The 23,800-nt window shown below is 72.2% G+C and carries 18 protein-coding genes and 1 pseudogene; 15 read left to right on the forward strand and 4 right to left on the reverse strand.

Annotated features, from left to right (window positions below; genetic code table 11):
* The first annotated feature begins 170 nt into the window (after positions 1–170).
* Genes AB0I15_RS64420 through AB0I15_RS64440 form a run of 5 tightly spaced genes read left to right on the forward strand, consistent with a single transcriptional unit; the run spans position 171 to position 4,903 of the window.
* Entirely contained in the window at positions 171–872 is a 702-nt protein-coding gene (locus AB0I15_RS64420; protein ID WP_358119982.1) for a polysaccharide deacetylase family protein, read from the forward strand.
* On the forward strand, positions 869–1,969 hold the full coding sequence (locus tag AB0I15_RS64425; RefSeq protein WP_358119985.1) for a glycosyltransferase: 1,101 nt from the start codon (positions 869–871) through the stop codon (positions 1,967–1,969). Before AB0I15_RS64420 ends, AB0I15_RS64425 begins: the two co-directional genes overlap by 4 nt.
* On the forward strand, positions 1,966–2,541 hold the full coding sequence (locus AB0I15_RS64430; protein WP_358119988.1) for a hypothetical protein: 576 nt from the start codon (positions 1,966–1,968) through the stop codon (positions 2,539–2,541). The genes AB0I15_RS64425 and AB0I15_RS64430 overlap by 4 nt, the downstream gene beginning before the upstream one ends.
* A complete protein-coding gene (locus AB0I15_RS64435) occupies positions 2,538–3,668 on the forward strand; it encodes a GNAT family N-acetyltransferase (RefSeq protein ID WP_358119991.1) in 1,131 nt (376 codons plus the stop codon). Before AB0I15_RS64430 ends, AB0I15_RS64435 begins: the two co-directional genes overlap by 4 nt.
* The gene (locus tag AB0I15_RS64440; RefSeq protein ID WP_358119994.1) at positions 3,659–4,903 is read left to right on the forward strand and encodes a glycosyltransferase; all 1,245 of its coding nucleotides are present in this window, start codon (positions 3,659–3,661) and stop codon (positions 4,901–4,903) included. The genes AB0I15_RS64435 and AB0I15_RS64440 overlap by 10 nt, the downstream gene beginning before the upstream one ends.
* 209 nt (positions 4,904–5,112) lie before the next feature.
* Here AB0I15_RS64440 and AB0I15_RS64445 read toward each other — a convergent pair.
* A pseudogene (locus AB0I15_RS64445) lies at positions 5,113–5,835 on the reverse strand (hypothetical protein); the annotation flags it as partial.
* A gap of 84 nt (positions 5,836–5,919) precedes the next feature.
* Here AB0I15_RS64445 and AB0I15_RS64450 point away from each other — a divergent pair.
* Genes AB0I15_RS64450 through AB0I15_RS64460 form a run of 3 tightly spaced genes read left to right on the forward strand, consistent with a single transcriptional unit; the run spans position 5,920 to position 9,545 of the window.
* The gene (locus AB0I15_RS64450; protein ID WP_358119997.1) at positions 5,920–7,080 is read left to right on the forward strand and encodes an ATP-grasp domain-containing protein; all 1,161 of its coding nucleotides are present in this window, start codon (positions 5,920–5,922) and stop codon (positions 7,078–7,080) included.
* A gap of 33 nt (positions 7,081–7,113) precedes the next feature.
* Positions 7,114–8,325 carry an NAD(P)-binding domain-containing protein gene (locus tag AB0I15_RS64455; protein WP_358120000.1) on the forward strand — a complete coding sequence of 404 codons (1,212 nt, stop codon included), beginning with the start codon at positions 7,114–7,116 and terminating at the stop codon, positions 8,323–8,325.
* Between the two features lie 23 nt (positions 8,326–8,348).
* Positions 8,349–9,545: a GEVED domain-containing protein gene (locus AB0I15_RS64460; protein ID WP_358120003.1), complete on the forward strand. Its 1,197-nt coding sequence runs from the start codon at positions 8,349–8,351 to the stop codon at positions 9,543–9,545.
* Positions 9,546–9,621: 76 nt separating this feature from the next.
* Here the strand turns inward: AB0I15_RS64460 and AB0I15_RS64465 are convergent, their stop codons facing one another.
* Positions 9,622–9,918 (reverse strand): hypothetical protein, encoded by a 297-nt coding sequence (locus tag AB0I15_RS64465; protein ID WP_358120005.1) that lies wholly within the window; start codon positions 9,916–9,918, stop codon positions 9,622–9,624.
* Between the two features lie 157 nt (positions 9,919–10,075).
* Here AB0I15_RS64465 and AB0I15_RS64470 point away from each other — a divergent pair, with 157 nt between their 5' ends.
* The 7 genes from AB0I15_RS64470 (at position 10,076) to AB0I15_RS64500 (ending at position 21,203) form a co-directional block, all read left to right on the forward strand.
* Positions 10,076–11,248 (forward strand): DUF5685 family protein, encoded by a 1,173-nt coding sequence (locus AB0I15_RS64470; protein ID WP_358120008.1) that lies wholly within the window; start codon positions 10,076–10,078, stop codon positions 11,246–11,248.
* 570 nt (positions 11,249–11,818) lie between these two features.
* Positions 11,819–13,375: a sulfatase gene (locus AB0I15_RS64475; protein WP_358120011.1), complete on the forward strand. Its 1,557-nt coding sequence runs from the start codon at positions 11,819–11,821 to the stop codon at positions 13,373–13,375.
* A 313-nt stretch (positions 13,376–13,688) separates the two neighbouring features.
* A complete protein-coding gene (locus tag AB0I15_RS64480; protein ID WP_358120014.1) occupies positions 13,689–14,993 on the forward strand; it encodes a site-2 protease family protein in 1,305 nt (434 codons plus the stop codon).
* Positions 14,994–15,158: 165 nt separating this feature from the next.
* Positions 15,159–15,464: an acyl carrier protein gene (locus tag AB0I15_RS64485; protein ID WP_358120017.1), complete on the forward strand. Its 306-nt coding sequence runs from the start codon at positions 15,159–15,161 to the stop codon at positions 15,462–15,464.
* Complete coding sequence (locus tag AB0I15_RS64490) at positions 15,461–19,474, forward strand: amino acid adenylation domain-containing protein (RefSeq protein WP_358120019.1); 4,014 nt, start codon at positions 15,461–15,463, stop codon at positions 19,472–19,474. The genes AB0I15_RS64485 and AB0I15_RS64490 overlap by 4 nt, the downstream gene beginning before the upstream one ends.
* A complete protein-coding gene (locus AB0I15_RS64495) occupies positions 19,471–20,205 on the forward strand; it encodes an alpha/beta fold hydrolase (protein ID WP_358120021.1) in 735 nt (244 codons plus the stop codon). Before AB0I15_RS64490 ends, AB0I15_RS64495 begins: the two co-directional genes overlap by 4 nt.
* A complete protein-coding gene (locus tag AB0I15_RS64500) occupies positions 20,184–21,203 on the forward strand; it encodes an LLM class F420-dependent oxidoreductase (protein ID WP_358120023.1) in 1,020 nt (339 codons plus the stop codon). The genes AB0I15_RS64495 and AB0I15_RS64500 overlap by 22 nt, the downstream gene beginning before the upstream one ends.
* On the opposite strand, the gene AB0I15_RS64505 is transcribed toward AB0I15_RS64500, so the two are convergent.
* The gene (locus tag AB0I15_RS64505; RefSeq protein ID WP_358120025.1) at positions 21,172–22,440 is read right to left on the reverse strand and encodes an MFS transporter; all 1,269 of its coding nucleotides are present in this window, start codon (positions 22,438–22,440) and stop codon (positions 21,172–21,174) included. The genes AB0I15_RS64500 and AB0I15_RS64505 overlap by 32 nt on opposite strands.
* Positions 22,421–23,800: thioesterase domain-containing protein (locus AB0I15_RS64510; protein ID WP_358120028.1), on the reverse strand; the 1,380-nt coding region annotated here is incomplete at its 5' end. The genes AB0I15_RS64510 and AB0I15_RS64505, both read right to left, overlap by 20 nt.

The raw sequence follows: 23,800 nt of genomic DNA on the forward strand, positions 1-23,800 counted from the left end.
GGCTGGGCCACGCGGGCCGCGCTGGCGGGCCTGCCGCAGCCCGTCGCGCTGGCCCTGACGGGCACCGCGATCACCGCCGTCTTCTGCGGCGTGGCGATCATCACCGGGGCCACGACCACGCTCACCCACACCATCAGGAGCATCCACGTGATCAGAATGCGAGGTGGCGCATGACCGCCATGCCGCTCGTGCTCATGTACCACTCCGTGGAGAGATACGACCGCGACCCGTTCCGCGTCACCGTCTCCCCTGACCGCTTCGCCTGGCAACTGGGCTGGCTGGCCCGGCACGGCCTGACCGGCGTCTCGATGCGCGAGCTCCTGCGCGCCCACGCCCAGGGGACCACGCGCGGCCTGGTCGGGCTGACCTTCGACGACGGGTACGACGACTTCCTGGCCGAAGTCGTCCCCCTCCTGCTCAGGTACCGGTTCACCGCGACGGTGTTCGTGGTGTCGGGGCTGCTCGGCGGGCACAACGGCTGGGACGCCGGCGGCCCGCGCAAACGGCTCATGGACGCCGACGGCGTGCGCTGGGCGGCGAGACAGGGCATGGAGGTCGGGTCGCACTCGGCCGGGCACCGCTCGCTGGCGGGTCTGAGCGAGACCGACCTCCGGCACGAGGTCGTCGCCAGCAAGGCCGAGCTGGAGCAGGTGCTCGGCGACGAGGTGAGCGGGTTCTGCTACCCGTACGGACACGCCACCGCCCGGGAGATGACCGCCGTCCGCGAGGCCGGCTACGGTTACGCCTGCGCGATCTGGAAGTGCGACCTCAGCGGCAGGCACATGCTGCCCCGGACCTACGTCGGGGACCGCGACGGCGCGCTGCGGCTGCGCGCCAAAAGGGCACGCCACCGGGTTCGGTGGGGCCGGTGAAGGTTCTGCACGTCATCACCGGGCTGGCGGCGGGCGGCGCGGAACAGCAACTGCGTGTCCTGCTGCCGCGGTTGCGGGCCCGGTGCGAGGTGGCGGTGCTCACCGGCCGCGGCGTGCTCGCCGACGCCATCGAGAGCGCCGGCATGACCGTCCACGAGATCGGCATGCGCGGGAACCGGGACCTGCGGGCCGTGGGGCGGCTGGCCCGGCTCATGCGCAGGCGGCGCTATGACGTGGTGCACACCCATCTGTACCGCGCCTGCGTGTACGGCAGGCTGGCGGCGCGGCTGGCGAACGTCCCGGCGATCGTGGCGACCGAGCACTCGATAGGGCACGAACACATCGAGGGACGCCGGCTCACCCGTCCCGTCCGGGCTCTCTACCTGGCCAGCGAGCTGCTCGGCCATGCGACCGTGGCCGTCTCGCCCACGGTGGCCGACCGGCTGTCCATCTGGGGCGTGCCGCGCTCGCGCATCGTGGTGATCCCCAACGGCGTCGACGGCGGGGCCTTCGGCTTCGACGCGGATCTGCGCCGTCGCACCCGGGAGAGGCTGGGCCTGCCTCCGCACGCCTTCGTGATCGGCGGGGTCGGCCGGCTGGAACCCGGCAAACGCTTCGACACGCTGGTCGAGGCGGTGTCGACGCTCGACCGCGCGGTGCTGCTGCTGGTCGGCACCGGCTCGTGTGAGTCGCGGCTGCGCCGGCTGGCCCACACCGTGGGCACCGGACACCGGGTGCTCTTCGCCGGTGAGTCCACCGACGTGCGCGCCCTGTTGTCGGCGATGGACGTGCTGGCCGCGCCCTCGGCGGAGGAGGCGTTCGGCCTGGCGGTCGTCGAGGCGCTCGCCTCCGGCCTTCCCGTCCTGTACGGCACCTGCCCGGCCGTCGAGGACCTGCCGCCGGGCGCGGCGCCGGGGGCCAGACGCGTCGAGCCCGATCGGCTGGCCGCCGAGCTGGCCGACCTCGCGGCCCGGCCGCCCGGCCGGCTCCCGCCGCCTGACGCCGTCCGCCTCTACGACGTCCGCCGCCAGGCGGACCGGCTGGAGTCGCTCTATCTGCGCCTGCTGGGCGCGGCACCTGAGGAGGAAGAACGATGACCTGGACCCGGGCCCGCATCACGGGCTTGCTGTCGCGATGGTGGCTGCCGCTGTCCCTGACGCTGGGACTGCTCGGCGGCCTCGCGTACACCCTGGTCAGGGAGGCCGTCTACGCCGCGGACGCCTACGTCGTGGTGGTGGCCGGCGGCGACCCGACGCGGGCGGCCGACTACGCCGCCGCCTACGCCCGGGTCGCCGCGCAGCCCGGCGTGCTCGGCGCCGACGAGGCCGAGCTGGACGGCCTGAGCGTGGCCGCCTCGCCCGATGCCCCGCTCGTACGTCTCACCTCGACGGCCGTCACCGCGCGAGAGGCCGCCGACCGCGCCAACCGGCTCGCGACCGCGCTGATCGCCTACGCCAACACCCACGCCGCCGACACCCACGTCAGGCTGGTCCCCTTCGCCGACGCCTCCTCTCCCAGCCGTCCCTCGTCACCCGTGCCGCTGATCAGCCTGGCCATCGGCGCCTGCAGCGCGGCCCTGGTCGGCGGCCTCATCCGCCTGGCCGCCCCGGCGGCCCGTCATGACGCGGTGCGCGAGCCGGCGCCCGTGCTGAGCGGGGCGAACGCATGAGCGCCGCACCCTCGCGGACCTCGCGCGCGGCGCTGACGGTGCAGGTCGTCCGGGACGGCGGCGACCTGGCCGTGCTGTCGGCGGAATGGGCGGATCTGTACGCCCGCAGCACTGCCGCCACACCATTCCAGTCCCACGGCTGGCTGTGCTCCTGGTGGCGGGCCTACGGAACTCCGGGGCGGCTGCGCGTGTTCCTGGCGCACCGGGGCGGGCGGCTGGTGGCCGCCGCTCCCCTCCTGCTGGAGCATCGAGGCGGCTGCCGGGTGCTGACACCCGTCGGCGCAGGACAGGCCGACTTCACCGACATCGTCGTGGACGACTCCGAGGGCGACACGGGCCTGCGTGAACTGCGGGCCGGGATGCTCGCCCAGCCGGGCTGGGACGTGATGGACCTGCCCGAGGCACGGCCCGGTGCGACGGTTCGCCGGCTGGCCGACCTGTGGGAGGGCAGAGCCTGGTCGCTGCCCGCCTCCACCTGCCTTCAGCTTCCCGGTCAGCCCATCGAGCAGGTGCTGGCCGGGCTCAACAGCCGCCGGGCGCACCGGCTGCGCCACGCGCTGCGCAGGATCGACGCGCTGGCCGCGTCGGCGGTCGCGGTCGGGGCGGACCGGGTCGAGCAGTCGGTGGCCGAGTTGCTGCGCCTGCACGCCATGCAGTGGGAGAGCCGGGCCATCAACGTCCAGCACACGGAGCAGCGGTTCCGCGACCACCTGGCGAGGTCGGTGCGCACGCTGGTGGTGGAGAACCAGGCGGCGCTGACGGAGTACCGGGTGCGGGGGCGGCTGCTGGCCTGCGACCTCGTGATGATCGGCAAGGACTTCGTGGGCGGCTACCTGTACGGGGCTCACCCGGACCTGCGCGCCGAGGCCGACGTGCTCACCCTGTTGCTGCGGAACAACCTGGCGCTCACCCACCGGCTGGGCAGACCCGTGCTCAGCCTGCTGCGGGGCGATGAGCCGTACAAGACGAAGTTCGGCTGTGAGGCGGTCGTCAACCAGCGGGTGCTGCTCGGGCGCGGGCTCCGCGCCGCCGCCTACGCCGCGACCGCGACCGCGCGCGCGGCCGGCCGGGAGCTGGTGAAGCGGCGCTGCCCGCGGCTGGCGGAGAAGGTGACGGCATGGCGATGAGGCCCGCCGTCCTGCACGTCGCGCAGCCGGTGGACGGCGGGGTCGGGGCGTACGTGGCCACGGCCGCCGCCGACCAGGCACGCCGGGGCTGGCGCGTCGCGGTCGCCTGCCCACCGGTGGGCCGGCTGCCCGCCGAACTGGCGGACCTGGGGGTGCCGTGCCTGCCCTGGGAGGCGACCCGCGCCCCGGGGTCCGGCGATCTGGCGCAGGCGGCCGGGTTGTCGCGGATCGTACGGAGGTTCGGCCCCGACGTCGTGCACCTGCACTCGTCCAAGGCCGGGCTGACGGGCAGGAGCGTGATCAGAGGCCGGGTGCCCACGCTCTTCCAGCCGCACGGCTGGTCCTGGCTGGCGGTGAGCGGCCTCGCCGCCGCCGCGGCGATCGGCTGGGAACGGCTGGCCGCGCGCTGGGCCGATCGGGTGATCTGCGTGGGCGCCGGCGAGGCGGCCCTCGCCGGGCGGCACGGCGTCCGTGGCGAGCTCGTGGTGGTCCGCAACGGCGTGGACCTGCGCCGTTTCAGGCCCGCCGGCCCGCAGGAGCGGGCGGCGGCTCGCGCCCGCCACGGAATCGCCGAGCGGACGCCACTGGCCGTCTGCGTCGGCAGGATCTCGCGTCAGAAGGGGCAGGACCTGCTGCTGTCGGCGTGGGAGCGGGTGGCCGGGCGCGACGTCCACGCCCGGCTGGCCGTCGTCGGCGACGGCCCGCTGCTGCGCACCCTGCGGTCGCGGGCCGTGCCCCGCGTTCACTTCGCCGGAGGCGTGACCGACGTCAGGTCCTGGTACGCCGCGGCCGACGTGGTCGTCCTGCCGTCTCGCTGGGAAGGGCTGCCGCTCACGGCGCTGGAGGCGCTGGCGACGGGACGATCGCTGGTCGCCTCCGCGGTGCCCGGGTTGTCCGAAGTGGTGCCCGGGACGGTCGGTGCGCTGGTCGCGCCCGGGGACGCCGGCGCGCTGGCGGAGGCGCTGCTGGCCAGGCTCGGGCAACCCGCGCTGACCGCGGCCGAGGGTACGGCCGCGGCGGTGCTGGCCGGCGCCTTCGACGTGAGGAGGTCGATGGACGCGCTCGCCGCGCACACGCTGGACGTGCTGGGAGCCGCCGAGGGACCGTGCGGGATCACCTGGCCGGGCGTGGGTGTCGGCGTGGGCGTGGGGACGGGGAGTGCGCGCAACCGCTCGCGGAAGACCGCCGACGAACGCGGATTGGCCCGGCACTGCCAGACGCCGTGGGGACAGTAATCGGAAATCGAGTGATAGGCCACGTTGTGACTGCCGATCCAGTCGAGCATCTGCCGCACATAGGCGGAACGGTCGCCGTTGCGGAACAGCCCCCATTCCGGGAAGGAGAGGGGTTTGCCGTGCAGCGCCGCGAAGTCGGCCTGGGCCCGCAGGCCGTACGGCTGCTCGACGTAGTCGGAGAACTGCTTGCCCGGCCCTTGGTCGTAGCTGTCCATGCCGATGATGTCGACCACGTCGTCACCCGGATAGCACTCCGTCCATGGGATGGCGTCGCGCCCGCGGCTCGGCGCGAAGTCGAAGCGGAAACGCTGGCCGGGCGCCGAGCGCATGGTCGTCACGATGCGCCGCCAGTAACCCTTCCACGCCTGCGGGTTGGGCGCGCACCGGCTGGAGTAGGTCGTGCCGTTCATCTCCCAGCCGAGGACGATGATCGTGTCGCCGGCGCCGGAGGCGACCAGCTTCCAGGCGAGCTGACGGAAGTGATGGTCGTGGTCGCCGCGCGCCCCTTCGGTCAGCCGCCGCGACACCACGTGGTCGGGCATGCCGGCCTCGTTCGGAGCGATCATCGGCACGTTCAGCGCCAGGATCCGGCCAGGGCGGGCGGCTCGCCAGCGGGTCCAGGGGTCCAGGATGAACGCGGCCCCCTGGATGGCCTCCCAGCGTTCGCCGGGGAGATAGGTGCGCCCCACCGTCACCGTGTTCCGCAGCCACGACTCGAAGTCCGGCAGGCGATGCGGACCGCGCCAGTCCGAGGACAGGAAGACACCCAGCGCCGCGTCATGAAGCGTGCGGTTCTCCGGCGTGTGGCCGACGTGCGCGCCCAGGCCGAGGGCCCCCGCCATCGAGGCCACGACGATCGCCGTCGCACCGTGCCGATGGCTTTTTCTCAGCACCGCCGCACATTTCCACGTGTTGCCTTGAGTTTCCCCCATACATGCCAGGTAGCCGCAAACCGGATATTCAACTCACGATTTGCCCGATCCAGTGCTTTTCCTGGAAGAGCAGGACGTAAAACTATGCTCGATTTCACCGTTCCGGCGCTTGTGCTGCGGATCGACGACAATATCTTTCATCACGGGACACTCGGCGTCATCCGGTCACTCGGCAGAGCCGGCGTCGAGGTGCACGGGCTCATCGACAGCCGGTACACACCCGCCTCCCGCTCCAGATACCTGGCCCGGACGCACACGTGGCCACGCGACCGGGACACCGTCCGCGCCCTCAAACAGGTCGCCGACAGCATCGGCCGCCGGTCCGTCCTGTTCGCGATGGACGACGCCACCGCCATCGCCGTGGCCGAGCACGCCGCCGATCTGCGCCCGTACTACCTGCTCCCCGACCAGCCGCCCGGACTGCCGCGCGCCCTCGCCGACAAGCACCGCCTGGCCCGCCTGTGCTCCACGCTCGGGATCACCCAGCCGGAGACCCGTGTGATCACCGGCGAGCGCGACGCCGCGACGGCCGTCGCCGACTTCGGCCTGCCGCTGGTCGCCAAATGGGCACGGCCTTGGCTCCTGCCCACCGGCAGCGGGCTGCGCACCACCAGCCTGGTGCGGCAGGCCAAGCACGTCGCCCCGCTCCTGAGGCACCTGCCGGACAACGACCTGCTGTTCCAGCGATTCGTCCCGGGCGGGCCCCACTCGGACTGGTTCTTCCACGGCTACTTCGATGAGAACTCGCGCTGCCTGTACGGCGGGACAGGACGCAAGGAACGCTCCTACCCGAAGGGCGCCGGGCTGACCACCTACGGCCGGTGGCTCCCCAACCCGGTCATCGAGGGCACGGCCCGCGACCTGGCCTCGACGCTGGGCTACCGCGGGGTCCTGGACATCGACTTCCGCCACGACCCGGCGGCGGACACCTATCACCTGCTGGACTTCAATCCCCGGCTCGGCGCCCAGTTCCGGCTGTTCACCGACCGCAGCGGCCTGGATCTGGCACGAGCCGCGCACCTGCATCTGTCCGGCCGGGCGACGGTGCGGGGACGAGCCGGTCACGGGCGGACGTACGTGGTGGAGAACTACGACCTCCTCACCGCGGGCCCGACATGCCTGCGCGCCCTGTGCTCGACCGACGAGTTCGCCTGGCTCTCGTCCGACGACCTCCGGCCTTTCGTGGCCATGGGCGGACAGACGATGAAACGCGGCCTCGACCGGCTGACCCGGTCGCCGAGATAGCCGGCGCATCACCATGACAGCGAAGGAGGAAACTTGCGAACCCCGGTGATCGACGTGGCGATCGTGGGCGCGGGCCCGTACGGTCTCTCCCTGGCGGCGCACGCGCTGGACGCGGGGCTGGACGTCCGGATATTCGGCCGGCCGATGCACGCGTGGGAGCGGCACATGCCCCGCGGCATGTTGCTGAAGTCCGAACCGGACGCCTCCCACCTCAGTGACCCGGCACGGCGGTACGGCCTCGACGCCTTCCACCGCCACTCCTACGGGGATCCGGTGCCGGTGGAGACATTCGCCGCCTACGGAAACTGGTTCCGCACGCGAGCCGTGGGCGGGGCGCTGGAGGAGTCGGAGGTGACGGCCGTCGGCCTCGAGGACGGCCTGTTCGCCCTCACCCTGACATCAGGCGAGTTCGTGCCGGCCAGAACGGCGGTGCTCGCCCTGGGCTTCCTGCCGTTCGCGCATCGGCCCGGCTCCCTGGCCGCGTTGCCGCCCGAGGTGTCCACGCACAGCTCCGATCACCGCGAGCCGAGCGCCTTCGCCGGCCGGGACGTGACCGTGGTGGGCGCGGGGCAGTCCGCCCTGGAAACCGCGACCCTGCTCGCCGAGGCCGGCGCGAGCGTCCGCATCCTCGCCCGCACGGGCACGCTGGCCTGGAACGACGTCCCCGCAGAGCACCGCTCGATGATGTCGCGCATCCGCGCCCCCCGCTCCGCGCTCGGCAGCGGGTGGCCCTCCGTCGCCTGGTCACGCCTGCCGGGCGCGGTCAGGTACCTGCCCGAGGCGGCCCGCAGCCACATCGTGCGCACCACCCTCGGTCCCGCCGGGTCCTGGTGGCTGCGGGAGCGTTTCGACCGGGCCGTCACGGTGGCGCTGGCGACCCGGCTGATGGCCGCCGAGCATCGCGACGGGGTCCGGCTGCATCTGCGGGACGCCACGGGCACGGGCACGACCGTGGACACCGAGCACGTGATCGCGGCCACCGGATACCGGGTGGACGTGGCCAGGATCGGGATCCTCCGCGAGGACCTGCGAGGCGCGGTGGCGTCGTCGGGAGCCAGCCCCCGGCTCACCCGGGCCTTCGAGACGTCGGTCCCGGGCCTGCACCTCGTCGGACTGGCGGCGGCGCCGACGTTCGGGCCGGCCATGCGGTTCGTGTGCGGCTGCCACTTCGCCGCCCGCCGGGTGACCCGAGAACTCGTGAACCGCCTGCGCGGACCATCACGAACCGCGACCAAGCACATCTGAACCATCAGCTACGGGGAAGAAGAATGACTCTTCGCACGATGGTGGCCTGCGCGGCCACCGCATTCATGACCATTCCGGTGACCGCTCCCGTCGCCCATGCCGAGAGCGCGCCGTCGTCCTTCACCAACTCGGCCACGACCGCCTCGGGCCGGACGCCCTCCGGGGTGCGGGTGACCGTACGGAAGACCCCGATCGGCACGACCCAGGTGGCCTCCGCCGAGAGCCTGCCCGCCAGCCCGTCGGCTCCCGACGACGAATATCTCGTCCCGGACAACGCCAAGACGACCGCCGGGTTCATCGACCTCTACGAGCATTTCGCGACCGAGCCCCGCGCCTGGAGCGACGTCGCCACTCTGACGTTCACCTTCTCCAGGCCGGTACGCGACCCGCACCTGCACATCTTCGGCACGGGCGGCTCCTCGGGAGACTCCGAGGACCGCGACGACTACTGGCCCGCCATCGAGCTGGTCAGCGGCACTCCGGCCAAGCCCACCTTCTCCCAGGTGGCCGGCTTCCCCGGCTACCGGACCACCACGACCTCCATCGAGCCGGAATGGATGTTCTCCGCCGAATCGACCACCTGCGGCGTGGTCTACACCTGCGGGACGGTCAAGGTGAACGGCACCGTCAGCGCGTTCACCATCAAGCTGAAGGCTCATGACGCACGTCAAGGGAGCGGCGGGGCGACCCCCCAGTTGTGGGCCGCGTTCAAGCTCTCCCTGACCGAGGACGGCTCCGACGCCCCGGACTCCTACGGCGCGGCCTCCCACGCGATCACCGACTCCCTTCTGGGGCAGGCCGTGAGCGCCGACCACACCGACGCGGTGAGCATGACGCCGCGCGCCCTGGCCACCGACACCGATGGCGACGACGCCGTGACCGTCGCGCAGGCACGCATCGTCACCGACGGCCGGACCTGCGCGCTCAAGATCCCCGTGCGGGCCGGATCCCCGTCGGACGTCACCGGCTGGATCGACTTCGACCACGACGGCCGCTTCGATCCCGCGGAACGGGCGACCGTACAGGTCGCGAAGTCCGCCACGACGGCCAAGCTGAGCTGGACGATTCCGCAGCCGCTGCGCACCGGCGCCACCTGGATGCGGCTGCGCCTCACCGCACGGGCCAAGGCGGCGGTGTCACCGACCGGATGGGCCGACAGCGGCGAGGTCGAGGACCACCGGATCCAGCTCGTCCGTCAGGGCGCGGGTGCGCGCCTCTAGGGTGCGGCCACGAGGGCTGGTCCGGGATGTGCTCGACGGGCGGCGCCCCGCGAGCTCCCGGCATACGGGGTCGACCTCAGCGGCGCGTGCGGTTCAGCATGACCAGCCCGGCGATGAACGACCCGAGCAGGAGCGGTGACAGGATCGCGAGGGCGCCCCACGCGAAGAGGCCGAGATAACCGAGCGCGGACGAACCGGACGTCGGGTCGGCGTCGGCGGCCGCGAACAGCCCCAGACCGAGGACGACGCCGGCCACCGTGAGCGCGACCGGCGTCCACAGGAGCACGTGGGCCCACGTACGGTATGTCCGACTGTGGACTCGCCGGGCCGGCGGCACGTTCGGCTGTGGGGGATATCCGACGGATTCGCTCATGCCGCATTTGTAGCAGCCCGCCGGGCTTCGCACTGCGGGGGCCGTCGATGGGTCGCCACGGGCGAGCTCGGTCTTCTTCCTGAGGATCGGTTCGCCGCCGCGAAGCCTTGCGGCCTGGTGCTACGGTTGTCCGTCAAGTACGCGCATAAGGGGACGTATGTTCGGCATTGTCCGCCCATGTCAGCACGTCCTGTGCAAAGGGCTCCACGCGGACTGGATGGGTCATCTGTGCGGGCTCTGCCTGGCGCTCCGCGACGAGCACGGACACCTGTCCCGTCTGGTGACCAACTACGACGGCCTGCTCGTGTCCGTCCTCACCGAAGCCCAGTCGCCCACGTCGACGTCGCGCCGGAGAGCGGGCCCGTGCGCGCTGCGCGGCTTCAAGGGCGCCGACGTGGTGGAGTCCGAGGGGGTACGACTGGCGGCCTCGGTGTCGCTCCTCCTGGCGGCCGGCAAGCTGAACGACCACGTGGCGGACGGCGACGGCGTGTACGCCCGCCTCCCGGTGGCCGCCGGCGCCACCCGCCTGGCGGGCCGCTGGTCCTCGGCCGGTACGGCCATGGCCGGCACGCTGGGATTCGACCCCACCCCGCTGACGGCGGCGGCCGGCCGCCAGGCCCTCCTGGAACGCGTCCCCGCCCAGGCGTCCCCGGAGAGCGGCGCGGCGCCAGGGTTACGAGACCTGACGGGGCCCACCGCGGACGCCGTGGCCGCCGCGTTCGCGCACACGGCGGTGCTCGCGGGGAGGCCGCACAACCGGGAGGCCCTGGAGGCGGCCGGTCGCGGATTCGGGAGGCTGGCACACCTGATCGACGCGGTGGAGGACTATGCCGATGACCGGGCGTCCGGGGCGTACAACCCGCTGGCGGCCACCGGCACCGGCCTGGACGAGGCGCGCCGCCACTGCGACGCCGCGCACGCCGAGCTGCGCGCCGCCGTGGACGGGCTCGACCTGCCCCGCCCCGGACTGGCGCGCGCCCTGCTGGTGCGGGAGACCGGCAGCGCCATCTCCCGAGCCTTCGCCACCGGTACGCACGGCAGCGGACACCCGCCCGGACACCCGCCCGGCCACCGGCCCGGCGATCCCGGCGCGCCGCCGGGACAACGGCCGCCGAAGCGGGATCCCGGCGGGCTGCTGTCAATGGCGTGTGCCGCGCTGACCTGCTGTACGTGCGGCCTGTACCGGCCCCCCTGGGACGAGGACCGCGAGGGCTCCTTCTGCGAGCGCTTCGACTGCTCCGGCTACGACTGCTGCGGCAACTGCGGGAACTGCTGCTCCTGCTGCTCGGGCGAGGACGGCTGCTGCTGCGACGGCTGTAGCTGCGACTGACCGTCGGGGGAGCCACGTCGGCAGGTCCTGGGCGACGAGCCGAGCGGCCGATGAGCGGACCCTGGCCGGCCTTCCTTCACCTGCTGCCGGAAGCCCCCGGCCACAGCCGCGCCGAACTCGAACGCCGCCTCGGCCACGCCAGCGACCGCTATCCCTCAGCCTCGACACCAACCCACCCGACGACATCGCCGCCAGGCAGAGGCCTGTGCGTGCCCAGCGAAGTACATAGCCCTCAGCGCACGCTTCCGGTCATGAGAAGCGAGATCGACCTACGACGGCAAAGAACCCTCTCAAGTCCGTCCTGGCGCAGAGCCGACCAGTGGCCCACTCCACCCGCGCCCCGGTCCACGACGCGATCCGCGCCGACGGAGAGTCGCAGCCCGGCGGGCCGGCGGGCATCCGCGCACTGAGCCAGGCGCTCGGGATCTCGACCTTCAGCGGCGCCTCTGAAGGTCATTTGATACTTATTGGGTGTTTTGTCTGGTATTACTGTGCATCGCAACCCTCACCTCACACCCCCTGAACGAGGTATCCATGTCGATGTCCGGGAATATCAGGAGAACCTTGGCGGTGGCGACAGCCGTCGTCCTCGCCCTGGTCGTGGCGTTCCCGGCGAGCGCCGGGGCCGTGGTGGCCGCGCCCAAACGGCCGAACATCATCTTCTTCCTCGTTGATGACATGTCAGCCGATCTGCTCTCGTACATGGACACCGTCGGCGGCCTGGCCGACGGCGGCACCACGTTCACCGACTACTACGTGTCCGACTCGCTCTGCTGCCCGTCCCGGGCCTCGATGTTCACCGGCGAGTTCCCGCACAACACGGGCGTACGCACCAACCAGGGCTACGACCGCGGCGGCTACCGGGCGTTCGCGAAGCACGAGGGCCGAACCTATGCCGGCTCACTGCATCAAGCCGGATATCGCACGGGCTACCTGGGCAAGTACATCAACGAGTATCCGGCGGGCCCCGGCTACCGGGTGCCGGCCGGCTGGGACGAGTGGCACGTCTCCGCGGGTGGCGGATACAACGAGTTCACGTACCAGCTCACCCGGTACATCAAGGAAAAGGGCGAGCGCTCGCTCGATCCCTCCGGCGGCAGATACCTGGTGAACGAGCTGGGCCGCCGGGCGGTGGGCTTCATCGAGCGGTCCCGCGAGTACAACCCCGGCGAGCCGTTCTTCCTCCAGGTCTCGTCCTTCTCGCCGCACAACAGGGTCGACTTCGAGCCCGGCGACAAGGAGCCGCGCTTCCCGCCCGCGCGGCGTGACCGGCCGAAGGACCGATTCCCCGCCGGGGAGTTCCCCCACGGAGACTGCGGCGGCCCCGACTGCGACGGCATCGACGTGGCCCGCCTGCCCGCGTTCAACGAGGACACCCGCGACAAGCCCTCCTGGGTACGGCGGGAGCCCCTCGGCGCGAAGCGCGTCCAGCAGCTCCGCGAGGACTTCCGCGACCGGATCCGCATGGTGCAATCGGTCGACGACATGGTGGGGCGGGTCCTGTCCACGCTGACCGACGAGGAGAAGCGGAACACCTATGTCGTGTTCGCCAGCGACAACGGCTTCCACCTCGGACAGCACCGCCTCGTACGCGGGAAGTCCACCGCCTACGACCACGACGTGCGGGTGCCGTTGCTGGTCAAGCGTCCGGCCACGGGCCGGCAGGGCCGTGTCGTGACCAACGCCATCGCCCAGAACGTGGACCTGTTCGCGACCTTCCTCGACATGGCCGGGATCGACGCGGCGACGCGTGACGGCCGCGACGGTCGCAGCCTGCTGCCCCTCATCCAGGGCCAGAAGGTGGCGGGCTGGCGCGACGCGGCGCTGATCGAGCACGTCAGGCCGAACTCCGGCACTCCGGGCCGGCCCGACCCCGACGCCGACCGCCTCAAGAAGGGCAACGCGCAGCCGCCCTCGTACAACGCCGTTCGCACCGCCGGGGAGCTTTATGTGGAGTACGAGGGCGATCCGAAGCCCGAGTACTACAACACCGTCACCGACCCGCACCAGCAGTCCAACGAACCCGGCAACGCCAGGACGGCGACCCTGAGCAAGGTCCTCGATGGTCTGACGGGCTGCGGCAAGCCCGGCGCGGCGGACTGCTGGACGGCCGCCCACCTGCGCTGACACCGCCCCGACGGCAGGCCCTGGACGGGCTGGTGACGGTCGGCGGATACGTGGTCGCGCTGTCGGCGGCGGTGCGCCTGCGCTGGGCCGGGCTGCCACGCGAGGAACGCGACACGGCCGTCACGTTCTCCGGTCTGCTGCTGGAGACGGGCAATCGGGCGCGGGCCGGGCGGGTTCGCGGGGCCCGGGACACCGACCGTACGACCACTGTGGGGCCGAGTACGGTCTGTCACGCGCAGCGGTGGGCTCGACTACTCTTCTGGGGCAGCCGGGCCATTCGGTCCCCGTGTCGTCTGCTCTGGAGCGCGCCTCGATGAACTGGCTCTACGTCGTGGGGATCGTCGTCTTCCTCCTGGGATTGATGTTCTCCATCGCGCTGCACGAGATCGGCCACCTCGTGCCCGCGAAGATCTTCGGCGTGCGGGTGACCCAGTACATGGTCGGCTTCGGCCCGACCGCCTGGTCACGGCGTAGGGGCGAGACCGAGTACGGCATCAAGTGGATCCCCTTCGGTGGCTACATCCGCATGATCGGCATGCTGCCGCCCCGGCCCGGTGACGACCCCACCAAGCTCAGGAGCAACGCCACCGGCCCGTTCCAGGGCCTGATCGAGTCGGCCCGCGACGCCGCGCAGGAAGAGGTGCTGCCCGGCGACGACGACCGCGTCTTCTACCGCAAGAAGTGGTGGCAGAAGGTCATCATCATGTCCGGCGGGCCGCTGATGAACTTCGTGCTCGCGTTCGTCTTCTCCACCATCCTGTTGGTCGGCATCGGCCTGCCTGCCGAGGCCCCGATCGTCTCGCCCGACACCGAGACGTGCGTGATCCCCAGCTCCGAGCAGCGCGCCGCCTGCAAGCCCGGCGACCGGCCCACCCCGGCCGCGCAGGCGGGCCTCAGACCGGGCGACCACATGGTCTCCTTCAACGGGGCCACGATCGGCTCCTGGGACGACGCCGTCCGCCTGATCCGCTCCCACGGTCCCGGTCCGGTCGAGTTCGGCATCGTCCGCGACGGCAGGCCGATGACGCTCGGCGTCACGCTCATCGCCCAAGACCGGCCCGGCCTCGAAGACCCCGAGAAGGTCGACAAGAACGCCGGCTACCTCGGCGTGCGGCCCACCATGGTGATGGAGCGGCAGGGCGTCGGCCAGGTGTTCGCCTACATGGGCGAGCTGACGGCCAGGGTGGCGGGCTCGATCTTCGACCTGCCGGAGAAGATGGCCGGCGTCTGGGACGCGGCCTTCTCGGGCCACGAGCGCGACCCTGAAGGCCCGGTGGGCGTGGTCGGCGCGGGCCGCATGGGCGGTGAGATCCTCGCCTCCGAGCTGTCCAACGAGGAGAAGATCGCCGTCTTCGTCAACCTGCTGGCCGGCTTCAACCTGGCGATCGGCGTGTTCAACCTGATCCCGCTGCTGCCGCTCGACGGCGGGCACATCGCGGGTGGGCTGTGGGAGGGGCTCAAGCGGGGCTACGCCAAGGTCATGCGGCGGCCGAAGCCCACGTACGTCGACATCGCCAAGGTGCTGCCGCTGACGTACGCGGTGGCACTGCTGATGATGGTCATGGCGGGTCTGCTGGTCTACGCCGACCTGGTCAACCCGCTCACGCTCACCCGCTGAGGCCCGCTGAGGCCGGCTGGTGGTGGCCCATCGGGGCTCTGAAGGCGTGTGTGTGGCGCTGAAGTCCCGGAAAATACGGGCTTGTGGTGGATTGCGGCGCTCGGTAAGGATGCTGGGAGGCGGACGGTGATCCCGTCCGATCGCAGGCGAGACAAAGGACGCCGGATGAGCCAGGCCGACGCGGTTGCATCTCTTGTGGAGCGAAGGTTAGGCCGCGCTCTCGATCCCGACCTCAACTTCTTCGAAGCCGGTCTCGACTCGCTCGCCCTGGTCGAGCTGCACGAGGAGCTCACCAGCACACTGGGCCTGAGCCTGCCGGTCACCGCGATGTTCACCCACCCGAATCTGCGGGCCCTCTCGCACCTGATCACGCAGGGCGAGGCGCCCGCCAGGCAGGAGGGCGCCCGGCGCCGTCCGCTGGGCGGCAGCCGCCGCGACGTGCGTGCCAGGATCCGCAGGGACGGTCTGTGACCTCTCACGAACAGCCCATCGCCGTGATCGCGATGGGGCGCTTCCCGCAGGAGGTGGGGGCGGCCGAGGAGGCCGGACACGATCCCGGGGCGCAGGTCGTCCGGCTGTACGGCGGAGTGGGCAAGGCCTGCGCGGCGCTGCTGGCCAAGGAGTGCGAGCTGGCCGTGACCGACGCCGGCGAGCTGCCGCCGGGCACGTTGCGCGGCACCCTGGTCCTGCGGCTCCTCGACCGGGCGCTGCTCGACGGCGACCTGGTGCACCGGGTGATCTGGCCCGACGACCTGGAGGTCGAGGAGGGCTGTCCGCCGGCGCACGCTCCGGGCGACGGCCGTCCGCGCGTGGTGGTGTGGTCCGGCCGCACCCGCGAAGAGGCCGAGTCGGTACGGCGGAGCCTGGCCGGTTTCTTCGCCGGCCTACCGGAGGATCGCTACGCCGACGCGGCGGGCACCCTGCAGCGGGGACGCGTCCACCACCCCGTGAGAGGCGCGGTGGTCTGCCGGAGCGCCGCGGAAGCCGCTCTCGCGCTGGGCCGCGAGCACACCTACGAGCAGGGGCCGGTCCGCCTGTCCTTCCCCGACGAGGCGACCGGTCTGTACGGCGTGGAACGCGTCTTCACCGAGGCCGTGGACGTGTGCGAAGAGGCCTTCGAAGCGCGCGGCGTCGAGCCGCCACCCGCCTTCGTCACCGCCTACGGGCTGGCCGCCACCCTGGCCGCCTGGGGCATCCGCGCGGAAGCCCCGGACCCGGCCCTCCTCACGAGCGACCCTCCGCTGGAGGAGGTGCCGGCCGGCCTCGCGCACGAGACGGCCGGAGCCGAGGTCCGGACAGGCGGCGATCTCGCGGGGCTGCTGGCCGCCGTGGCCAGGTTCTGGACGGGCGGCGGCCGGGTGGACTGGGCCGCGCTCGATCCCGATCACCCGCTGCAACGCATCCCCATCCCGCGGCCGAAGCCGGAGCTGCCCGCCTCCGTGGAGGAGCCGCGTCCGCTGTCGGCGGTGCCGTACTCCTTCTGGGTCCTGGAGCAGCTCGCGCCGGACAGCGGCGTGTCGAACCTGGCGGTGGCGCTCAGGTTCGCGACACCGCTGCGCCGGCTGCCGCTGCAGATCGCGGTGAACCGGCTGGTCAAGCGGCATCCGGCATTACGCCTGCGGTTCCCCGTGGAGGGCGGGACGCCCGTCAGGCACCTGGTCGCGCCCCAGGACGCCCAACTGAAGGTCGAGGCGCGGGCCACGACGGAGGAGACGCTGGTCGCGGACCTGCGCTCCTTCCTGGACGAGCCCTTCGACCTGGGCCGTGACCTGCTCATCAGGGTGGGACACTTCACTCTGCCCGACGGCGCCGGGACCGTGGTGTGCCTGGTCGGCCACCACATCATCATCGACGGCGTCTCCCTGCAGCTCCTGGTGGAGGAGCTGGGCCGCTTCTACGACAGCCAGACCGGGCACGGCACGCTGCCGCCCGAGCTGGCGGGGCCCGCGCCGGCGCTGGAGCCGGGGGAGGCGTCAGAGGAGTCGATCGGCTACTGGCTGGACCGGCTCGACGGCGTCGACCCGGCCGCCATGGTGCTGCCCGGGAGCAGGCACTCGCCGGGCCATCCGACGTTCGCCGGGCACACCTGCTCGTGGCGGGTCGACGCCGAGACGGTGGCGGCCCTGGACGAGCTGCGGGCCAGGCTGCGCACCACCGGCAACATCGTGCTGGCCACCGCCTTCCTGCTGACGCTGCGCGGGCACGGCGCCGGCCCGGACCTGGTGATCGGCATGCCGGTCGGCACCAGGACGGGCGAGGAGCGCAGGCACGTCGGCTACGCCGTCAGCACGTTGCCGCTGCGCGTCCACGTCGAGCTGGACGACGACTTCGAGCAGGTCGCCAGGCGCGTGGAGGAGGCGTTCGCGGAGGGGATCGAGCACGCCGACGCCTCGGTGGAGGCGGTGCTGACCCGCCGCGGGCACGGCACGGACGACTGGCGGGTCCCGCTGTTCCGGCACATGTTCAACTACCGGCCCTGGAGCGACGAGAAGGTGCACATCCAGGGCGAGGTGCCCGGGTACGTCGAGGACCTCATCGACCGCAGCCGCCTTGACCTGCAGTGCAACGTCGTCCAGGAGCCGGATCGGCTCACCGTCCGCATGGGGCACAGCACCGAGGTGCACGACGAGGACGAGATCGCGGCGTTCGCGGCCAGGATGTGCGCGGTGGTGCGGCAGGCCGCGCGCGGCAGGGTGCCGGACGTGCTATCGCCGGCGGACCGGGCGCTGCTCGACCGGGTCAACGACACGCGCCGCACCTGGCCCGGCACGCTGGCCGAGCGCATCGTGCCCGGCCCGGCCGTGGCAGTGCGCGAGGGCGGGCGCGAGGTCAGCTATGACGAGCTGCTGGGGCGCGCGGCCGCGGTCCGCGACCTGCTGCACGAGCGAGGGGTACGTCAAGGCGACGTCGTCGCCCTGGCCCTGGACCGCTCGGCGGACCTGGTGGCGGCGGTGCTGGGCGTGTGGCAGGCGGGAGCGGCGTTCCTGCCACTGGACGTGCGGCAACCGGAGCTGCGCCTCGCCTACCAGGTGGCCGACTCGGGCGCGCGGCTGGTCGTCGCGGCGGGCACGCCGCAGTGGGCGGGTGAGACGCCGGTCGTGCCGATGCCCGGCACGCTGGGGGAGCCCGTACCACCCGAGCCGGGAGACATCGCCTATGTCATCTACACCTCCGGCTCCACCGGGCGGCCCAAGGGCGTGCAGGTCACGCACGGGAACCTGACGAACCTGGTGCTCGACTTCGCCGACCGGCTCGGTGCGCCCACGAGCGTTCTGTGGTCCACCACCACCTCCTTCGACATCTCCTGGCTGGAGTTGCTGGTGCCGCTGGCCTCTGGAGGCACCGTGGTCGTCGCCTCGGACGAGGACCAGTTGCAGCCGGGCAGGTTCCTGAGCCTGATCGCCGCGGCCGACGTCCAGGTCGTGCAGGCCACGCCGACCGCGTGGCGGCTGATCGCGCCGGAGGCCCGGCAGGAGCTGGCCGGACGCACGGTGTTGTGCGGCGGCGAGCCGATGCCCGCCGCCCTGGCCAGGGACCTGCTGGGGCTGGGCTGCCGGGTGCTCAACGTCTACGGGCCGACGGAGACCACCATCTGGTCCACCGCCGCCGAGCTGCGCGAGCCGCCGCTCGATCCGGTGCCCGTGGGCGAGCCGCTGGCCAACACCCAGATCTTCGTCACCGACGCCGCGGGCCGCGAGCTGCCGCCGGGCGTGCCGGGCGAGCTGTGCGTCGCCGGGGCGGGGGTGAGCGCGGGCTACCTCAACCGGCCCGAGCTGACGGCGGAGCGCTTCGGCCACCACGACCGGTACGGCAGGTTCTACCGGACCGGCGACCGCGCGCGGATCCGCCACGACGGCACACTCGAACTGCTCGGCCGCGACGACAGGCAGATCAAGCTGCGCGGCCACCGCATCGAGCTCGGCGAGGTCGAGGCGGCACTGCACGAGCACGAGGCGGTACGGACGGCCGCGGTGATCCTCGACGGCGACCCGCAGACCGACGGCCGGCTCGTCGCCTTTCTCGAGGTCACCGGCCGAGCCGCCGATCCCGAGATCGCCGATCGAGCCGCTGATCCCAAGGTCGTCGGCCGGGCCGCTGATGGAGAGCTGTGGCGCTTCGCCAGGACGCGGCTGCCCGACTACGCCGTCCCCACCCGCTACATCGTCACCGACCGGCTCCCCACCACCGCCAACGGGAAGATCGCCTATCGCGAGCTGGTGGTGCCCGCCGAGGAGGGCGCCCCGGCGCAGGCGGCGGGCGACGGGCTGGTCCAGCAGGTGGTGGCACTGTGGCGCGACGCGCTGAAGCGGCCCGGGCTGGGACCGCACGACAACTTCTTCCTCAACGGCGGCCACTCCGTGCTGGCCGTCCGGCTGATCCGCCCGCTGGAGGAGCTGGCGGGGCGGGCCGTCTCGGTCCGGGCCGTGTTCGACCATCCGACGCCGGCCGAACTGGCCCTGCACCTGGGGGAAGCCCGATGACGCCGTGGTTCGTCCAGGTCAGGGAGGGGGAGCGGGCGCTGGTCACCTTCCCGCACGCGGGTGGGGGTCCGGCCTCGCTCGCCGAATTCGCCGGACATTTCCCGCCCGAGGTGGGTTTGTGGTCGGTCAACCTGCCGGGGCGTCAGGCCAGGCTCGCCGAAGAGCCGCGTACGGACCTCGACGGGCTCGTCGACGACCTCGCCCACGATCTCGTCGAACGGCGCGAGCCGTACACGCTGTTCGGCTACTGCAGCGGGGCGTTGCTGGCCTTTCTCGTCTGCCGCCGCGTGGTCGAGCTGGGCGGGCGGCCGGAACGGCTGATCGTGGGCTCGTTCGCCGCGCCGGACGTGATCTTGCTGCTGCGCCGCCTGCCGTCGCTGCCGTCGTGGCTGTTCTGGGAGCAGCTCATCGAGCTCGGCGGTGTCCCGCCGGAACTGGCCGATCGGGAGGCGCTCTGGCCGGTGCTGGAGCCGGCGCTCCGCGCCGACTTCGGGCTGCTGGCCGGCTATCACCACCGGCCCGGGCCACCGCTGCCGGTGCCCGTCTCCGTCCTGTACGGCACCCGCGACGCCTCGCTGACCAGGGGCGGCCTGCTGGGCTGGCGGCGGCAGAGCGTGCACAGGCCCACGTTGAAGGAGCTCGACTCCACCCACTGGCTGGCCGAGGACACTCCGGACGTCCTGGCCGCCGCGATCGCTGAGGAGATGGGATGCGCCTCGGTTACAGCATGAGCTACTGGGGCGGCGCGGGCCTCGGCCCGGCCGACCACCTGGCCCTGGTACGGGAGGCGGAGGCGCTGGGCTATTCGTCCGTGTGGGCGGCCGAGACCTACGGGACCGACCCGGCGAGCCTGCTGGCCTGGATCGCGGGCCAGACCGAGCGCATCGCGCTGGGCACCGGTGTGCTCCAGATGTCGGGACGCAAACCCGTGGTCGCCGCGATGACGGCGGCCACCCTCGACCAGCTCTCCGGCGGCCGTGCCCGGCTGGGCGTGGGCGTCTCCGGCCCGCAGGTGGTCGAGGGCTGGCACGGCGAGCGCTTCGACCGGCCGCTGGCCCGCGCCCGTGACTACCTCCAGGTGGTGCGCAAGGCGCTGCAGGGCGAGCCGGTGCGGCACGACGGAGCCACGATGACGCTGCCCCTGTCCGGCAGCGAGGGCAAGGAGCTGACGCTGGCCGTCTCGCCGGTGCAGGAACGGCTGCCGGTCTACCTGGCCGCGATGGGACCCAGGACCGTCGCGCTGGCCGGCGAGCTGGCCGACGGCTGGCTGGCCATCCACTTCCCGCCCGAGTACCTGGCCAAGATGGCCACGCACCTGAACCGCGGCGGCCTCGACATCGCTCCCATGGTGCTCACCCTCGTCGAGGAGGACCAGGAGCTGGCCTACGACATGATGCGGCCCATGCTCGCCCTCTACCTCGGCGGCATGGGCTCGCGCCGTACCAACTTCTACAACCGCCTGGCCACCACGCTCGGCTTCGAGCACGAGGCCGCCCGCATGCAGGAGGCCTTCCTGGACGGGCGGCAGGGCGAGGCCATGGCGATGCTGCCCGACGCGCTCATCGACGCGATGACCATGTGCGGCCCCGCAGGCAAGGTGCGCGAGCGGATGGCGGCCTACCAGGAGGCGGGCGCGACCACGCTGATCGTCGGCCTGGTCACGCCCACCCGGCGGCTGCGCAGCCGTCAGCTACGGCTCATTGCGGGTCTGGCGCCGGCATCTCCTTGAGCTTGGCCAGCGGCGACCAGGCCATCGCCGCGATCGGCACCAGCGCGCCGAGGCTGACGACCACCCACAGCGCCGTACGCGTCCCCATGGCGCCGGCCAGCAGGCCCGCGCCCAGAGCGCCCAGCGGGGCGGGGATCAGGCCCAGCGAGTAGATCGACGCCACCACGCGGCCCTGCAACCGCGGCGGGGTGATCGTCTGCACCAGCGTGGTGTTGGTGACGAAGAAGATCTGCGCGGTGACCCCGCTGATCAGCTGCGCGGCGACCAGCATGGCCACCGAGACCCAGACCGGCCCGGTGGCCAGCGGGATGAGGAAGAGCGCGAGGTTGCCGTACACGATCGACCACAGCAGCACCCGGCCGATCGCGAAGCGCCGCATCACCTTGACGGCCAGCAACGCCCCGATGATCGAGCCCACGCCGCCACCGGCCAGGATGCTGCCGAACCACGCCGCGGGCACGCCCAGGTCGCGGATCACGTACAGGGCGTAGATCGAGTTCATCGAGCCCAGGATGAACAGCGAGTACACGGCCGACGAGATGGCCAGCGGCCGGATCAGCTCGTGCCGCAGCACCCAGCCCATGCCCTGCCAGATCGCCTTGTGCACCTGCCCGGCGGTCGTGTCGTCCGGCTCCGGCCGCGCTTCCGGCCGCTTGATCAGCGCCACCGCGATCGCGGAGGCCAGGTACGACACCGCGTCGATGACCAGCAGCACGGGCGCGGAGAGCACCTTCAGCAGCGCCGCCGCCAGGCCGGGCCCGAACGTCTGGGCGGCCGACTCGGTCAACTGCAGCTTGGAGTTGCCCTCCAGGAAGCTCTCCGGCGGCACCAGGAACGGGAAGTAGCTGCGGTAGGCCGTCTGGAAGAGCGTGCCGAGCAGCCCGATGGCGAAGATGACGCCGTAGATCCAGGCCAGCGTGAGCATGTCGGCGAACCACGCGATGGGGATCAGCATCAGCAGCACGAAACGCGCCACGTCCGTCCAGATCAGGATGGGCCGCTTGCGCACCCGGTCGGCCAGCACGCCGAAGACCAGGAAGAGCACCATCGGAACCCGGAGCAGGAAGCCGATGACGCCCATCTCCTCCTCGGAGGCGTGCAGGACGGTGACCGCGATGACGGGGATCGCGAAATAGGTGATCGCCGAGCCGAACTGCGACAGGCTCTGCCCGGACCACAGGCGCAAGAAGTCGGCGTTGCGCCACAGGCTGGTTCGTTCACTGGTCGGGGATGCCATGATCCATCCACCTTCTGATCTCGGTGGCCGCTCCGGCGACCAGGGGTTCGTACAGGATCGGGACGCGTTCCTCGGGGATCGCGACGTGGGCGAGCCGCCCCTTGGCGACGGAGGACCAACTGCCGTCCTCGCGGTTGGGCGCGAAGAGCGCGACGTCGCCGTCATAGGGCTCGTGCCGGTAGCCGCCGACCGCGTGCGCGTTGGCCCGGAACACGGCCAGATAGCGGCGCGCCTGCTCGACCTCGGCGGTGTCGGGGGCCAGCCGGTCGGCGGCCGAGGCGGCGCCCATGACCGCCAGCAGCCGCTCCTCCGGCGATCGGGCGGCGAGCGCGGCCGTGTCCAGCCCGAGGGTCTCCTCAGGCCCGCCGGCCAGCGCGTGGAACAGCAGGACCGTGTCGTCCTCCAGCGACGCGCTGGCCACGGGCTCCTCGGCGTCGGCGTAGAAGAGCACGACGAGGGGCACCCGCTCGCCGCGCTCGCGCAGGCGCCTGGCCACCTCGAGAGCGATGTTCCCGCCGATGCAGAACCCGCCCAGCACGTACGGCCCCGCCGGCCGTACCTCCAGCAGGTCGGCCACGTAGGCGTCGGCCATCTCGGCGAGCGTGGCGTGCGGCTCCTCACCGGGCACGAGCCCCCGTGCGGCGATGGCGTACACCGGCTGGTCGGGGCCGAGACGGCGGGCCAGCGGGTGGTAGCGGAAGACCTGGCCGCCGAGCGCGTGCATGAAGAAGATCGGCGTACGGTCGCCGTCCGGGTTGAGCGGCACGACGTGGCTCGGTGGCGCGAGGTCCTCGGGCTGGCGGAGCACCCTGCCCAGCGCGCTGATCGTCGGCGCGGCCAGGACGGTGGCGACCGGCAGGCTCCGCCCCAGCTCCTGGCGGATGCGGGCGGCCAGCCGCAGGGCGCTCAGCGAGTGGCCGCCGAGCTCGAAGAAGTCGTCCAGGATCCCGGCCGCGGGCACCTTCAGCACCTCTTCGTAGAGCGTGGCGAGGCGCGCCTCCACCTCGTCACGAGGCGGCACGTACGGTCGCCCGCCCGCCGTCTCCGGCGGGGGCAACGCGGCCCGGTCGAGCTTGCCGCTGCGGGTGAGGGGGAGAGCGTCCAGGTGCACCCACCGGCGCGGGATCAGGTGGTCGGGCAGGACGTCGCGGAGGTCGGGCACCTCGCCCACGACGTAGCCGACCAGGCTGTGCTCGTACGCCGCCACGGCCGCGTCGCGGACTCCCGGCTGCGCGCGCAGGGCGGCTTCGACCTCCCCGGGTTCGACGCGCATGCCGCGGATTTTGACTTGGTGGTCGGTGCGGCCGAGGTATTCGAGTTCGCCTGTGGGTAGCCAGCGGGCGAGGTCGCCGGTTTTGTA

The sequence above is a fragment of the Nonomuraea sp. NPDC050643 genome (assembly GCF_040654715.1).
GTDB lineage: Bacteria > Actinomycetota > Actinomycetes > Streptosporangiales > Streptosporangiaceae > Nonomuraea.